The sequence below is a fragment of the Streptomyces sp. NPDC048441 genome (assembly GCF_043200235.1).
Lineage (GTDB): Bacteria > Actinomycetota > Actinomycetes > Streptomycetales > Streptomycetaceae > Streptomyces.
This window is the reverse complement of record NZ_JBICXM010000012.1, coordinates 240,152-254,287: the sequence shown is the minus strand read 5'-3', so window position 1 is coordinate 254,287 and position 14,136 is coordinate 240,152. Positions and strand designations below refer to the sequence as shown.

Below are 14,136 nucleotides of genomic sequence, written 5' to 3'. Positions count from 1 at the left end.
CATGACGCGGCGAACCGACTGGGCGGACGTCGCCCCTGAGTACCACACCGACCCCGCGAGTCAGGGCCTCGCGGACGGTGGGGATCAGGGCGGCGCCGATCAGAGTGGTGACGGCACCGGCTTCCGCGGAGGCGGCGGCCGGAGCAAGGGCCGTCGCCGACGACGTGGCGGCTTCGGTGACGGTCAGGGCAGTGGTCATCAGGACAGCGGCCCCCCTTCCTCGTCGAGGGCCGAGAAGGGGGAGCCGCCTACGGAGGATCCGGGTGAGCGGGCACGGGCGATCTGTCTGCGCCTGCTCACCGGGACCCCACGCACGCGCAAACAGCTGGCGGACGCGCTGCGCAAGCGGGAGATCCCGGAGGATGTGGCGGAGGAAGTACTGACCCGCTTCGAAGAGGTCGGCCTGATCAACGACGGAGCCTTCGCGGGCGCGTGGGTGGAGTCCCGGCACCACGGCCGGGGCCTGGCCAGACGAGCACTCGCGCAGGAGCTGCGTACGAAAGGCGTGGACGCCATGCTGATCGAGGAGGCCGTCGGACAGCTCGATTCGGAGCAGGAGGAAGCGACCGCACGCGAGCTCGTCGCCCGAAAGCTCCGCTCCACGCGGGGCCTCGACCGCGACAAGCGGCTGCGACGCCTCGCGAGCATGCTCGCCCGCAAGGGTTACTCGGAAGGCCTGGCGCTCCGGATCGTCCGGCAGGCACTCGAGGAAGAGGGCGAGGACACGGGGGACTTGGAGTACGACGGGGGTTGAGCTGACCAGGGCCCTCGCGGGGGTGGGGCTCAGGTCGGGGCCGGGCAGTGCGGTGCGAACCGCGGGCCCGGCCCTTTCGTGTTTCGCGTTTTGCGGGTGCCGAGGGGGGTGAGTCCCTGCGAGGCGGCCCATCAACTCCCCTTCTCCTCCCAGGGGGTGGGGTTAACCCCCCACTGAAGACGCCGGTCCACCGGACTGCAAAGGAACCTGTGCACAGGCGACTGTGTACGCATGGCAAAGGAACCCGGCACGACCGACGGCGCCCCGGAGGAACTGAGCGACCTCCGCGTCCTCAAGGCGCTCGCGCAGCCACGGCGGCAGCAGATGCTGCAGCACCTCACCGTGCACGGCCCGGCCACCTCCGCGACGCTCGCAAGGGCTCTCGACCTCAACACCGGGGCCACCAGTTACCACCTGCGCGAACTCGCCCGCTACGGCTTCGTCGAGGAGACCACGGGGACGGGAACTGAGACGGGGACGGGCGCTGGGCATGGACGCGAACGCTGGTGGCGTGCGATCCCCGGCGACCGGCGCTTCCCGCCGCGCAGCAAGCAGAACGCCGAGACGCGGCTCGTCATGGACGAGCTGAACCACCTCTCGTACGCCGCCGACCTGGAGCTCTTCGAGCAATTGCAGCGGGACGCCGGCCCCGAACCGGGCGAGTGGGCCGATGCGTTTCCGTACTCGCGCGGCACGATCCGGCTGACGCTCCCCGAACTCCGCGAGTTCTTCGAGGAGTACATCGCCCTGCTCAACCGCTACAAGCGCCCCGACGCCGAAACGCCGGCCGACGCCCGCACCGTGCTCACCCGGCTCCTGGCCTTCCCCGCGCCCGCGCCGACCGACGAACCCACACCGACCGACGAACCCGCGCCCACCCACACCCCTGAGCCCGAGGCGACACCATGATGCTGCGCTACGCACTGCAGACCGTCCGAGACCGGAAGGGTGGCTTCCTCGGTGCCTTCCTGGCGCTGATGTGTGCCGCCGCGCTCATCACGGCTTGCGGCACCCTCCTGGAGACCGGCCTGCGCGGCACCATCCGGACCGAGCGCTACGCCGCGGCCCCCGTGATCGTCTCCGCCGACCAGAACGTCCACCAGACCACGGTCAAGCACAAGAAGGGCAAGACCAAGGTCAAGCACAAGGCCAAGCCGATCGCCGAGCGAGCCTGGCTGGCGGACGGCATCGCGCACAAGCTCAAAGGCGTGCCGGGAGTCGGCAGAGTCGTCCCTGAACTCACCTTCCTCGCCGCGCCGTTGACCCCGGCCGCCGCAGACCTCACAGACAAGACCGTGTACGGCCACGCCTGGCAGTCGGCCGCGCTGACCCCCTTCCTCCTCGACGAGGGCAAGGCCCCGCGCGCCGCAGCCGACCTCGTCATCGACCGCGACTTCGCCGAGCGCGCCCACCTCAAGACCGGCGACCGCCTCACCGTCCAGTCGACGCAGGCCCCGCGCACCTATCGCATCACCGGTGTCGCGGCCCCCGCCGAAGCCGCCCTGCCCCACCAGACGTCGCTCTTCTTCTCCACGGGAGAGGCCGAGCGGCTCGCCGCGCACCCCGGCCAGGTCACCACTCTCGGCGTCGTACCGGCCAAGGGCGTCGGCACTGGCGACCTCAAGCAGGCGGTCGCAGATGCCCTCGTCGGTACGAAGGCGCAGGTCAGCACCGGCGACGAACGTGGACCCGTGGAGTTCCTCGACGCGGCGGGCGCCCGCGTCAAACTGGTCAGCATGGGCGGCGCGATGGGCGGCACCTCCCTCCTCGTCGCCATCCTCGTGGTCGTCGGCACCTTCGCCCTCTCCGTGCAGCAGCGCCACCGCGAACTGGCCCTGCTCCGCGCCATCGCCGCCACCCCGAAGCAGATCCGCGGGCTCCTCGGCCGCGAGGCCCTGATCGTCGGTGCGGCGGCGGGCATCGTCGGCTCGCTCGCCGGAATCCCGCTCGGCGGCTGGCTGCACGGCAAGTTCGTGGACCTGGGTGCCGTCCCCGCCACTCTGGAGCGGACCGTGAGCATCTTCCCGCTCCTCGCCGCGGTGGGCACGACGCTGCTCGGAGCCTGGGCAGCCGCCCGTATATCGGCGCGCCGCATCGCCCGTATCCGCCCGGCCGAAGCCCTCGCGGAAGCGAGCGTCGGGCGTGCCGGGCTGCCGTTGAGCCGCATCGTCGCGGGGCTCGTCGTCCTCGCCGGAGGCGTCGTGCTCGTCGCCGTGCTCAGCGTGCTGCGCACCGAGCCCGCGTCGACCCCCGTGACGTTCCTGGCCGTGGTGGTCCTCTCCTCCGCCGTCGCGCTCCTCGGCCCTCTCGTGGTCAGGGCCGCGGCAGCCGTCCTGCGCGGTCCGCTGCGGCTCTCCGGCCCCGGCGGCCGCCTCGCGCACGCCAACCTCCGAGGCAACGCCGCCCGGATGGCGGCAGCCGTCACCCCGCTCGCCCTCCTCACCGGCATGACCTGCACCGTCCTGTTCGTCCAGCCCACCCTCGGTGACGCGGCCCGCGCACAGGCCCGCGAGGGCATCCGCGCCGACTGGGTCCTCGCGGCACAGGGGCCCGGGGTCCCGGCTCAGGCCGCGCGGAAGCTGCGTACGACCGAAGGCGTCGACGCCGCCACCGAGGTCGTCCGCACCACCGTGCGCGTGGGGCTCGACAAGTACCCGGCGCAGGGCGTCACCACGGCCGGTCTCACCCGCACCTGGGACCCGGATGTCACCGCCGGATCCCTGAAGGGCTTCGGCAAGGCCGACGTGGCCGTCAGCGAACTGGCCGCCGACCAGCTCAACTTGAAGCCCGGCAGCACTCTGAAGCTCACGCTCGGCGACGGCACGAAGACCACACTCAAGGTCAGCGCCGTGTACGCACGCGGGCTCGGGTTCGGAGATCTGACCATGGCGCACGACCTGGTTGCCCGCCACGTCGACAACCCGCTCGCTGCCACAGTCCTGATCAAGAGCGACCGTACGCAAGGAGAACTCGCGGCAGGTGTCGAGAAGTTCCCGGGTGTACGGGTCCTCGCTCCGGCCGCCGCCGACCGTCTCCAGGCCGAGAGCCGACAGGCGAACGCCGAGGTGAACTACCTGGCCATGGGCCTCATTCTGGCCTTCACCGCGATCGCCGTCGTCAACACCCTCGCGATGTCGGTCTCCGAGCGCATCCGCGAGTTCGCGATGCTGCGTCTCGCGGGTGCCAGCCGCCGCCAGGTCCTCGGCATGTTGCGCACCGAAGCGCTGTCCGTGCTGCTCATCGGCACCGTCATCGGCAGCGGTGTCGCGCTCGCCGTCCTGACCGCCTTCAGCGTCGGAATGACCGGCAGCGCGGCGCCTTCGGTCATTCCCTTGGCGTACGTCTCCGTGGTGGCTGTCGCCGCTCTCCTCGCCCTCACCGCGACCGCGCTCCCTGGCCGCGCCGCGCTGAAGCCGCGCCCGGTCACGGTGGCGACGGCCAAGGAGTGAGCGGAGCACTCACCCTGCGGCGGGAGGCCCGGCGGTCACAGGAGGCCCGGCGGCCACAGGAAGTCCCGCCGCCTTCCACGCCTGGAATCCGCCGACGAGGTCAGTCGCGTGCCGCAGCCCCAACTGCCGCAAGGAGACGGCCGCGAGGCTCGACGCGTAGCCCTCGTTGCAGACCACCACGACCCGCAGGTCGTGGCCGACGGCCTCCGCGGCGCGGTGACTGCCCTGCGGGTCGAGACGCCACTCCAGTTCATTGCGCTCGACGACGAGCGCGCCGGGGATCAGGCCGTCACGTTCACGCAGGGCCGCGTACCGGATGTCGACCAGGAGTCCCCCCGCGGCAGCGGTGTCGCGCGCCTCTTCGGGAGTGACCCGGTCGAGATCGCGCCGCACGCGCTCCAGCAACTCATCGATGCCTACGGGGCGTTCACCTGTGGTGGGATGCTCACTCACTGCCAGTCCTCCGGGCGCTCCACGGACTCGAGGCGCAGGATCGCGCCCGTGCGGCTGTAGCGGCGGATGCGGGGCAGCGGCGGATAGTAGGCGTGTACGGAGACGGCGTGCTCGCTCGTGGACTCGTTCAGGACCTCATGCACGTGGTTCTGCCCGAAGGCCCTGCCCTTGCCGACCGTCAACTCCCGTTCGCGATCCACCCCTTCGGTGAGCTCCAGGGTCTTCCAGCCGTCGGTGGGCAGCCGGGCGGCGAGCGAGTTCTCCCTGAGGGTGCCCGCGGCGGTGAGGAAGGCACCGACCGATTCGGCGTGGTCGTGCCAGCCGGTGCCGGTGCCCGGCGGCCAGCCGATCAGCCAGGCTTCGCTGCCGCCCGGTCCATCGAGACGCAGCCAGGTGCGGCCCTCGGGGTCGAGCGGCAGGGAGGCGATGAGCTCGGGGTCGGCGGCGCTACGGCGTACGAAATCGAGGAGCTCCGCGGCGGTGGGTGCGGTCACCGCTGAGGAGGCAGGCGTAGCAGAGGCAGACGTGGCGGAGGCAGAAGTAGACACGGGGACCCGTCCTGGAAGTTCGCGGAAGCGCGCGCCGAGGGAACGGCAACGCGCTGTGGAGACGAGGGCGAATTCAGCAGGACGGACGACACACGCAGCCCGCATAGCGGACGAGGTCCATATGGACCCTCCGCCACAGGCGCACATCGGTGTCGGTCACGTTTCGGAGTAGACCATGACGCTGCGTGCCGGTCAACTCCTTCTCACTGTGTGGTCGGCCGACTCGCGGCGGCCGTACTCTCCTCCTTTTCCGCTGCCTCCGCGCTGTCCGCACGCCGCTTCGGCACCGCTCCTCCCAGCGCCGCCTCCGCCGCCGTATACAACTCGGCGGGGCGCACGCCGCTCAGTGCGGTGACCAGGTGGCCGTCGGGTCGGATGAGCAGCACCGAGTGCGCGGCGGCCCCCGGGTAACTCTCCGCGACGAGCAGTTCGGCGGGGTGCGGCAGCGCCGTGACGGCGGCGGCGAGACGGGGCATGATCCCGGCCGTCACCCAGTGTCGCCGCTCCCACACCACCGTGCCGGGCGCGACGAGGAGGACGAGCAGCTGCCCTAGGCCGAGCCGGTCCCGCAGGTACACCAATTCCCCGTCGGGCGCCGTCACCGGCACGTCGGCGACCGGCGCACCCGGCTCCGTGCCCACCGCGGTCTCGGACTCGGAGGGCGCGGGCGCCAACGGTGATTCCGCGTACGAGCCGGGCGCACCGAGAGGGCCGCGCCCCACATGGCCGTCCGTGAGGAGCATGTCGTACCCGCGCGCCGTCCCCGGCACGTACGCGCGCAGCCCTCCGCCGCCCCGCAGTATCGGCAGCGACTGGTCGGCGGCGCGCAGGCGCGCGGCGACGGAGGCCCGCCGCTCCGCCTGATAGCTGTCGAGCAGGGAGCTCCGCGCGCCGTGCCCACCGTGGTGCCAGGCGAGCGCCAGTTTCCAGGCGAGGTTGTCAGCGTCCCGCAGTCCTTCGTCGAGCCCTTGCGTACCGAGCGCGCCGAGCAGATGCGCGGCATCCCCCGCGAGGAAGGCACGGCCGACCCGCCACCGGCGGGCCAGCCGGTGGTGGACGGTGTGCACGCCCGTGTCGAGCAGTTCGTACGGCGGCGTGGATCCTCCGCACCAGCCCGCGAGGGTCTCGCGGATGCGCACCACGAGCGCGTCGGGCGTCACGAGCTCACCGCGTGGCGGCAGCAGCCAGTCGAGCCGCCACACCCTGCCGGCGAGCGGACGGCCCGTCACCTCGGTGCCACCGCCGCGCCACGGAGGCATCCGATGCAACAACGCCTCGCCGGGACTCGGAAGTTCCGTACGCAGCGCGGCCACGGCGTGTCGCTCGACAGCCGTACGCCCGGGAAAGCGGATGTCGAGCAGCTTGCGCACCGTGGACCGCGGCCCGTCGCAGCCCACCAGATAACTGCCGCGCCACCAGGTGTCCTTGGGCCCGCGCGTATGGGCGGTGAGCCCGGACGCGTCCTGCTCCAGGGAGTCGAGCTTGCTCTCCACCGCGACTTTCACAAGCCGCTCTTCGGCGATGGCCGCGCGCAGGGCGCCGGTCAGCACATGCTGGGGCACATGCAACGGAGCCGGTGCCTCATCACTGAACGTGAGCTCCCGCATCAGCTGCTTGCGCCGCAGGGACCGCAAGCCGGTCCACCGCGCGCCGGACTCCTGGTCACCGAACGAGTGACCTGCGAGCCGCTCCACGAGGGCCGCGGTGTCATCCCGCAGGATGACGGTCCGCGCGGGCCTTTGTTCGTCCTTACCGGGCCCTTCGTCGAGGACGACCGTGGGTACGGAGTGACGCGCGAGAGCCAGGGCGAGCGTGAGCCCTACGGGCCCCGCGCCGACGACGATCACCGGGTCCACAGTGCGTACCCTCCCGCCGCGAGGGCCGGGGAGCGCTGGACGTACGTACAGAAACTGGCAGTTGGAGCCCGGTGCACGATCACAGAACGTATGCAACCCATCGGCAGGTACCCGCGTCAAGTTGCCGGTCTGCTGCTGCGGCGTGAGGGTGAGCGTACGAGTGATGAGGCGGGCTGTGGAGCTCTTAGGAGCCCGTCGTGAACGCCCTGGGGGCTGCCGTCCGTCCGGACGGCAGCCCCCAGGGTTGCCTGCGTGTCACGGTTGTGCGGTCAGGCGCCGCCTCCGCTGTTCTCACCGTGGTCCATCCGGATCGTCTTGGGACCGATCGTCTCCAGGTTGTCGAGAGCCTCGGGACCCACCACAGCTCCCGTGCTCTTCTTGGATCGCCGCATCCTCCGCTCCAGCCAGGACGCCAGGCTGGTGATCAGCAGGTTCAGCACGATGTAGATCAACGCGACCACGATGAAGCTGGGGATGACGCTCGCGTAGTACGACGCCGCCGTCTTCCGCCCGTTGAGCAGCTCGGCGAAGCTGAGCACCGCGCCGCCAAGTGCGGTGTCCTTGACGATGACGACGAGTTGGCTGACGAGCGCCGGGAGCATGGCGGTCACGGACTGCGGAAGCAGCACGCTCGCCATCGTCTGGCCCTTGCGCAGGCCGATCGCCTTGGCAGCCTCTGTCTGTCCCTTGGGCAGCGACAGAATGCCTGCCCGTACGATCTCGGCAAGCACCGAGGCGTTGTAGAGCACCAGGCCCGTGACCACCGCGTACATCGGGCGTGAGTCGACGCTGATGTCGGAGGACGTCGAGTAGAACTGGTTGGCGAAGACCATCAGGATCAGCACCGGGATCGCCCGGAAGAACTCGACGACCACTGCGGCAGGAATCCTGACCCATCGGTGATCGGAGAGCCGCGCGATTCCGAAGAGCGCGCCCAGCGGAAGGCCGATCACCATCGCGAGACCCGCGGCCTTCAGGGTGTTGGCGAGCCCTGGCAGCAGGTACGTCGTCCACGACTCGGAGTCCGCGAGCCAGGGCTGCCACTTGGCCCATTCCAGCTGCCCCTTGTCGGACATGGCGCCCCAGACCCACCAGATTCCCAGCAGCAGCAGAACCAGGAAGAGCACGGAGAGCAGGACGTTCCGCCGTTTGGCACGGGGCCCGGGAGCGTCATACAGGACGGAGGTCATCGCTTCACCGCCAGACGCTTGCCGAGCCACCCGAGTATGAGGCCCGTCGGCAGGGTCAGCACCACGAACCCGAAGGCGAACACCGCGGTGATGAGGAACAACTGCGCCTCATTCTCGATCATTTCCTTCATCAGCAGAGCCGCCTCCGCCACGCCGATGGCCGCCGCGACCGTGGTGTTCTTGGTCAGGGCGATCAGTACGTTGGTGAGGGGGCCGATCACGGAGCGGAAAGCCTGCGGCAGCACGATGAGACCGAGGACTTGGCTGAAGCTCAGTCCGAGGGCGCGTGCGGCTTCCGCCTGGCCCACCGGCACCGTGTTGATGCCGGACCGCACCGCCTCGCACACGAACGCCGCCGTGTAGGCACCGAGGCTGAGCACCGCGAGACGGAAGGTCATGACGTCGACGTCGTTGCCCGCGCCCAGGGTGATGCCGAAGACGTCGGCAAGGCCCAGCGAGCTGAACACGATGATGACGGTCAGCGGGATGTTCCGCACGATGTTGACGTATGCGGTACCGAACCAGCGCATGACCGGAACCGGGCTGACCCGGAAGGCGGCCAGCAGGGTGCCCCAGACCAAGGAACCGACTCCTGCGAAGACGGTGAGCTTCACCGTCATCCAGAAGGCCTTGAGCAAGTCGTAGTCTTCAAGAAAGTCGAACACGATCTCCCGCGCTCTCGCATGTGGTGATGGCGAGGTACGCCGCCGCGCTCAAGCGGCGGCGTACCGGCGTGTGCCTGTCAGTGGACCGGCTTCAGGAGCCGCTCCCACGAGGTCACTTGACGATGTCGCCGATCTTCGGGGCGGGCTCGTTCTTGTAGTTGGCCGGACCGAAGTTCTTCTTGACGGCCTTGTCCCAGGACTTGTCCGTGACCATCTTCTCGAGGGCCTTGTTGATCTTGTCCTTGAGCTTGGTGTCGCCCTTCTTGACGCCGATGCCGTAGTTCTCGTTGGTCAGCTTCAGGCCGGCGAGCTTGAACTTGCCCTTGTACTGCTCCTGCGCCGCGTAGCCCGCGAGGATTGAGTCGTCGGTGGTCAGCGCGTCGATGGTGCCGCTGCCGAGGCCGTCGATGCACTCGGAGTAGGTGCTGTTCTGGCGCAGCTGGGCCTTCGGCGCGATCGACTTCTTGACGTTCTGCGCCGAAGTGGAGCCGGTGACCGAGCAGAGCTTCTTGCCGTTGAGGTCCGTGCCCTTGGTGATCTTGTCATCGGACCGGACGAGCAGGTCCTGGTGGGCAAGGAGGTACGGCCCGGCGAAGTCGACCTTCTTCTCGCGCTCGTCGTTGATGGAGTACGACGCCGCGATGAACTTGACGTCACCGCGCTGCAGGGCGGTCTCACGGTCGGCGCTGGGAGTTTCCTTCCACTCGATGTCGCCGGCGTCGTAGCCGAGCTCCTTGGCGACGTACGTCGCGACATCGACGTCGAAACCGGTGTAGCCGTCCGGTGTCTTCAGGCCGACACCCGGCTGGTCGAACTTGATGCCGATGGTGATCTTCTTGCCACCGCCGGAACTCTTGTCGTCCTTGTCGTCCGAACCACACGCGGTGGCGGTGACGGCGAGCGCGAGTACTACGGCTGCCGCGGAGGCGACTTTGCGAGCCTTCATGGTGAACATCCTTTGTGTCGGCAGAAGAGGGTTGAGACGCAGGAGAGCGTCATGCGTCAGTGGTGAAGGATCTTCGACAGGAAGTCCTTGGCCCGGTCGCTGCGCGGGTTGCTGAAGAACTGGTCAGGCACGGCCTCTTCGACGATCCGGCCGTCCGCCATGAACACGACGCGGTTGGCCGCGGACCTGGCGAAGCCCATCTCGTGGGTGACCACGACCATGGTCATGCCGTCACGCGCGAGCTGCTGCATGACCTCGAGGACCTCGTTGATCATCTCCGGGTCGAGCGCCGATGTGGGCTCGTCGAAGAGCATCACCTTGGGGTCCATCGCCAACGCGCGGGCGATCGCCACGCGTTGCTGCTGGCCGCCGGAGAGCTGCGCGGGGTACTTGTCGGCCTGCGAGGCGACACCCACGCGGTCCAGGAGACCACGTGCCTTTGTCTCTGCTTCCGCCTTGGACGTCTTGCGCACCTTGATCTGGCCCAGCATCACGTTCTCGAGCACGGTCTTGTGCGCGAAAAGGTTGAACGACTGGAAGACCATGCCCACGTCCGCACGGAGACGGGCCAGCTCCTTGCCCTCTTGGGGCAGCGGCTTGCCGTCGATCGAGATGTCTCCCGACTCGACCGTCTCCAAGCGGTTGATGGCGCGGCACAGTGTCGACTTGCCCGACCCGGAGGGGCCGATCACGACGACGACCTCACCGCGGGTGATGGTCAGGTCGATGTCCTGGAGGACGTGCAGAGCGCCGAAGTGCTTGTTGACGTTCTTCAGCACGACCAGGTCGTCCGCCCCGGGCGGTATGGCGTCCTTGGTCACCGATACTTCGGTCACGGCTTGTAGCTCCATCCTCCTCGGTTGGGAGGACAGTAATAACCCGGTGCGACCAGCGTCATTACATCTGAGGGGAAATTGAGCATAACGATCCGGCCGCAACCGGACACTACGTGTGAAGGGGACGCCCCGGCGCGTACCGGCTCCATAACGGAACGTGCCCGTGACCCGAACCCTCTTGACGCGGTCCTTATCCATCGGAGTGGATGCCTTGGTGCCTACGCACGCGCGCATACCGGCCATCGGCGAGCGCGAACGGAACGACCGATGAACCGGAGGGGGCCCGCATGAGACTGCTCCTCGTCGAGGACGACGATCACGTGGCCGCCGCCCTGTCCGCGGTCCTGGCCAGGCACGGCTTCGATGTCGTGCACGCGCGCAGCGGCGAGGAAGCGCTGAAGGCCCTGCTGCCCGGTGAAACGGCACCCTTCGGAGTCGTACTCCTCGATCTGGGGCTGCCCGACCAGGACGGCTACGAGGTGTGCGGAAAGATCCGCAAACGTGGGTCGACGCCCGTGATCATGGTGACGGCGCGTGCCGACGTACGCTCCCGCATCCATGGGCTGAATCTCGGAGCGGATGACTACGTAGTGAAGCCGTACGACACCGGCGAGCTGATCGCCCGCATCCACGCGGTCATTCGGCGCCCTCCGTCCGGCGCCGCGGCGGGTCCCGCCGAGGATGCGCTGCGTCTGGGGTCCGTACGCATCGAACTGCCCACCCGGCAGGTCAGCGTGGATGGTTCGACAGTCCAGCTGACCCGCAAGGAGTTCGATCTCCTTGCGCTCCTCGCGCAGCGGCCCGGCGTCGTGTTCCGCCGGGAGCAGATCATCAGCGAGGTGTGGCGCACCAGCTGGGAGGGGACGGGGCGCACCCTTGAGGTGCATGTCGCCTCCCTGCGCTCCAAGTTGCACATGCCGGCCCTGATCGAGACCGTTCGAGGCGTGGGCTACCGGCTCGTCGCCCCGGCCGCGTAGCCAGTAGCGAGCTCAGGTGCGCTCTCGCCTTCTCCCGCTGCTCATCGTCCTCATGGCGGGTGTGCTGCTCGCGCTCGGCTTCCCGCTCGCGGTGAGTGTGGCGGCGGCACAGCAGCAGAAGGTGGTCGTCGACCGCATCGACGACACGGCACGGTTTGCGGCGCTCGCGCAGTTCGTCACCAAACGTCCTACTGGATCGCGTACGCAGGACAAGGACGAACGGCGCGAAACCCTCCAGACCGAACTCGACTACTACCACGAGGTGTACGGGATCAAGGCGGGAGTCTTCTTCCGGGACCGTGAGCCCATGGCTCACGCCCCGGGGGACTGGTTCCTGCCCCCCAGGGGTGCCGAGATGCGGGAGGCCTTCGAGGAGGCCCTCAGGTCCCGCGGGAGCCACGATCCCGGCCAGGTGTGGCCCTGGCAGCGCGGCCGGCTCGTCGTCGCCTCTCCGGTGATCAGGGACGGGGACGTCATCGCCGTCGTCGTGACCGAATCGCCTACGGGACACATGCGTTCGAAGACGCTCCAGGGGTGGCTGCTCATCGGCGCAGGTGAGTCGGCGGCGATGCTGCTCGCCGTCGGCGCCGCGTTGCGGCTCACCGGCTGGGTGCTGCGACCCGTGCGGGTCCTTGACGCGACCACGCACGACATCGCGACCGGGCGCCTGAAGTCGCGGGTGGCGGCAGCGGGCGGGCCGCCGGAACTCAGGCGCCTCGCCCGGTCGTTCAACGAGATGGCCGACAACGTCCAGGACGTCCTGGAACAGCAGCGCGCCTTCGTCGCCGACGCCTCGCACCAACTGCGCAACCCGCTCTCCGCCCTGCTGCTCCGCATCGAACTGCTCGCCCTCGAACTCCCGGAGGGGAACGAGGAGATCGCCTCCGTACGTACCGAGGGCAAACGCCTCGCCCAGGTCCTCGACGACCTCCTCGGCCTCGCGCTTGCCGAGCACGCCGCGGCCGACCTGCGGCTCACCGACATCGGTGAGCTCGCGGCCGAACGGGTCGGGGCCTGGCGGCCGCTCGCCGGGGAGCGTGGGGTGCGGCTGACGGGGGCGTGCCCGGCGACCACCGGCTGGGCCGATCCGATCGCCCTGTCCAGCGCCTTGGACGCGGTGATCGACAACGCGCTCAAGTTCACTCCCGAGGGCGAGGAGGTGCGGGTGGAGGTCTCCGGGAACGGTGAGCGGACGACCATTGTGATCACGGACGGCGGCCCCGGCCTCACGGAGGACGAACTCGCCCGTATCGGCGACCGCTTCTGGCGCAGCAACCGCCACCAGAACGTGCAGGGTTCCGGCCTCGGCCTGTCCATCTCGCGGGCCCTGCTCACCGCGGGCGGCGGCTCCATCGCGTACGAGCAGCACGAGCCGCACGGCCTGCGGGTGACCGTCAGTGTCCCGCGCGGCGAGCCCGTCCCCGCGGGCTGACACGAAACCTGAGGGCTACGGCTTGACCGACTGGTAGTAGCGGCGTGCACCCTCGTGGAGGGTGAGCGGGTCCGTGTAAAGCGCCGTCCGCAGGTCCACCAGCTGGGCCGCGTGCACCTGATCGCCGATGTGGTCGCGGCTGTCGATCACCGTGCGGGTCAGCCCCTCCGTGAGCTTCGGGTCCGCCCGGTCCGTGGTGACCAGGAGGTTCGCCACGGCCAGGGTCGGTACGGCGTCGTTCTGCTGGGCGGCGGGATAGGCGTCGGCGGGCATCACCGCCGCCCGGTAGTAGCGGGAGGCTCCGCCCTGCTTGTGCAGAGCGTCCACGAGGGCGCCGAGCGGGACGAGGCGGACATCGAGCTCTGTGGAGAGCTCCGCCACAGTGAGGGTCGGTAGTCCGCCCGACCAGAAGAAGGCGTCGATGTCGCCCTTCTTAAGAAGATCGGGTGCCGTGTCGATACCGGAGTCCACCGACGTGAGGTCCTTGTCGGGATCGAGGCCGGCGGCCTTGAGCACCCGGTCCGCTATCAGCCGCACACCCGAGCGCGGCTGCCCCACGGCCACCTTCTTGCCCCGCAGGTCCTGCGCCTTGCCGATGCCGGACGAGCGCCGCACGACGAGCTGGACGTAGTCGTCGTACAGCCGCGCACAGCCCCGCAGCCGCTCCGCGCCGGGGCCGCCCTCCAGGCGGTACTTCTCGACGGCGTCGGCCGCCGCGACGGTGAAGTCGGCCTTCCCGGTGGCCACCCGCGCGACGTTCTGCTGGGACCCCTGGCTGTTGAGCAGCTTGACGTCCACGTTGGGCATGTCATGGGAGACAGCGGTCCGCAGGAGCTTGCCGTACCGCTCGTACACCGCGTTCTTCACGCCCGTGCTGAACGTCATTCGGCCCGACGGAGAGTCGTCGCCCATCGGCACGAGCCACCACATCAAGAGCCCGAACGCCGCGAAGGCGGCGGCCGCGCCCTGGAGTGCGCGGCGCCGGCTGAGGTGGGGGAGTGCCTTGAACATGCGCGCGATCCTGCCAGGC

14 protein-coding genes are annotated in these 14,136 nt (G+C 69.4%); 5 read left to right on the top strand and 9 right to left on the bottom strand.

The features are described from left to right. Position 1: 1 nt before the first annotated feature. The 3 genes from recX (at position 2) to ACGFSB_RS28010 (ending at position 4,203) form a co-directional block, all read left to right on the top strand. Complete coding sequence (gene recX, locus ACGFSB_RS28020) at positions 2-754, top strand: recombination regulator RecX (RefSeq protein ID WP_393404808.1); 753 nt, start codon at positions 2-4, stop codon at positions 752-754. Positions 755-985: 231 nt separating this feature from the next. Continuing rightward, positions 986-1,663 carry a helix-turn-helix domain-containing protein gene (locus ACGFSB_RS28015; protein WP_393404806.1) on the top strand — a complete coding sequence of 226 codons (678 nt, stop codon included), beginning with the start codon at positions 986-988 and terminating at the stop codon, positions 1,661-1,663. Further along, entirely contained in the window at positions 1,660-4,203 is a 2,544-nt protein-coding gene (locus ACGFSB_RS28010) for an FtsX-like permease family protein (protein ID WP_393404803.1), read from the top strand. The genes ACGFSB_RS28015 and ACGFSB_RS28010 overlap by 4 nt, the downstream gene beginning before the upstream one ends. Positions 4,204-4,212: 9 nt before the next feature. On the opposite strand, the gene ACGFSB_RS28005 is transcribed toward ACGFSB_RS28010, so the two are convergent. From ACGFSB_RS28005 to ACGFSB_RS27970, 8 genes are all read right to left on the bottom strand, one after another. Beyond that, on the bottom strand, positions 4,213-4,656 hold the full coding sequence (locus ACGFSB_RS28005; protein ID WP_393404800.1) for a rhodanese-like domain-containing protein: 444 nt from the start codon (positions 4,654-4,656) through the stop codon (positions 4,213-4,215). Then, complete coding sequence (locus ACGFSB_RS28000; protein ID WP_393404798.1) at positions 4,653-5,150, bottom strand: cysteine dioxygenase; 498 nt, start codon at positions 5,148-5,150, stop codon at positions 4,653-4,655. Before ACGFSB_RS28000 ends, ACGFSB_RS28005 begins: the two co-directional genes overlap by 4 nt. Before the next feature lie 127 nt (positions 5,151-5,277). Beyond that, entirely contained in the window at positions 5,278-5,349 is a 72-nt protein-coding gene (locus ACGFSB_RS27995; RefSeq protein ID WP_309544753.1) for a putative leader peptide, read from the bottom strand. A gap of 58 nt (positions 5,350-5,407) precedes the next feature. Beyond that, complete coding sequence (locus tag ACGFSB_RS27990; RefSeq protein ID WP_393404796.1) at positions 5,408-7,060, bottom strand: FAD-dependent monooxygenase; 1,653 nt, start codon at positions 7,058-7,060, stop codon at positions 5,408-5,410. Positions 7,061-7,329: 269 nt separating this feature from the next. Continuing rightward, the gene (locus ACGFSB_RS27985; RefSeq protein ID WP_393404794.1) at positions 7,330-8,250 is read right to left on the bottom strand and encodes an amino acid ABC transporter permease; all 921 of its coding nucleotides are present in this window, start codon (positions 8,248-8,250) and stop codon (positions 7,330-7,332) included. Beyond that, entirely contained in the window at positions 8,247-8,915 is a 669-nt protein-coding gene (locus tag ACGFSB_RS27980; RefSeq protein WP_393404792.1) for an amino acid ABC transporter permease, read from the bottom strand. Before ACGFSB_RS27980 ends, ACGFSB_RS27985 begins: the two co-directional genes overlap by 4 nt. 112 nt (positions 8,916-9,027) lie before the next feature. Next, positions 9,028-9,861, bottom strand: coding sequence for a glutamate ABC transporter substrate-binding protein (locus tag ACGFSB_RS27975; protein ID WP_393404790.1), 834 nt, complete (start codon positions 9,859-9,861; stop codon positions 9,028-9,030). Positions 9,862-9,917: 56 nt separating this feature from the next. Beyond that, a complete protein-coding gene (locus ACGFSB_RS27970) occupies positions 9,918-10,697 on the bottom strand; it encodes an amino acid ABC transporter ATP-binding protein (RefSeq protein ID WP_160507590.1) in 780 nt (259 codons plus the stop codon). A gap of 287 nt (positions 10,698-10,984) precedes the next feature. Here ACGFSB_RS27970 and ACGFSB_RS27965 point away from each other — a divergent pair, with 287 nt between their 5' ends. Further along, on the top strand, positions 10,985-11,674 hold the full coding sequence (locus ACGFSB_RS27965) for a response regulator transcription factor (RefSeq protein ID WP_393404786.1): 690 nt from the start codon (positions 10,985-10,987) through the stop codon (positions 11,672-11,674). Positions 11,675-11,690: 16 nt separating this feature from the next. After that, positions 11,691-13,106: an ATP-binding protein gene (locus ACGFSB_RS27960; RefSeq protein ID WP_393404784.1), complete on the top strand. Its 1,416-nt coding sequence runs from the start codon at positions 11,691-11,693 to the stop codon at positions 13,104-13,106. 15 nt (positions 13,107-13,121) lie between these two features. On the opposite strand, the gene ACGFSB_RS27955 is transcribed toward ACGFSB_RS27960, so the two are convergent. Then, positions 13,122-14,117 carry a TAXI family TRAP transporter solute-binding subunit gene (locus ACGFSB_RS27955; protein WP_393404782.1) on the bottom strand — a complete coding sequence of 332 codons (996 nt, stop codon included), beginning with the start codon at positions 14,115-14,117 and terminating at the stop codon, positions 13,122-13,124. Positions 14,118-14,136 lie beyond the last annotated feature (19 nt).

Coding starts and splice junctions, on each gene's coding strand:
- recX (WP_393404808.1), top strand. CDS start 2: ATGACGCGGCGAACCGACTGGGCGGACGTCGCCCCTGAGTACCACACC.
- ACGFSB_RS28015 (WP_393404806.1), top strand. CDS start 986: ATGGCAAAGGAACCCGGCACGACCGACGGCGCCCCGGAGGAACTGAGC.
- ACGFSB_RS28010 (WP_393404803.1), top strand. CDS start 1,660: ATGATGCTGCGCTACGCACTGCAGACCGTCCGAGACCGGAAGGGTGGC.
- ACGFSB_RS27985 (WP_393404794.1), bottom strand. CDS start 8,250: ATGACCTCCGTCCTGTATGACGCTCCCGGGCCCCGTGCCAAACGGCGG.
- ACGFSB_RS27975 (WP_393404790.1), bottom strand. CDS start 9,861: ATGAAGGCTCGCAAAGTCGCCTCCGCGGCAGCCGTAGTACTCGCGCTC.
- ACGFSB_RS27965 (WP_393404786.1), top strand. CDS start 10,985: ATGAGACTGCTCCTCGTCGAGGACGACGATCACGTGGCCGCCGCCCTG.
- ACGFSB_RS27955 (WP_393404782.1), bottom strand. CDS start 14,117: ATGTTCAAGGCACTCCCCCACCTCAGCCGGCGCCGCGCACTCCAGGGC.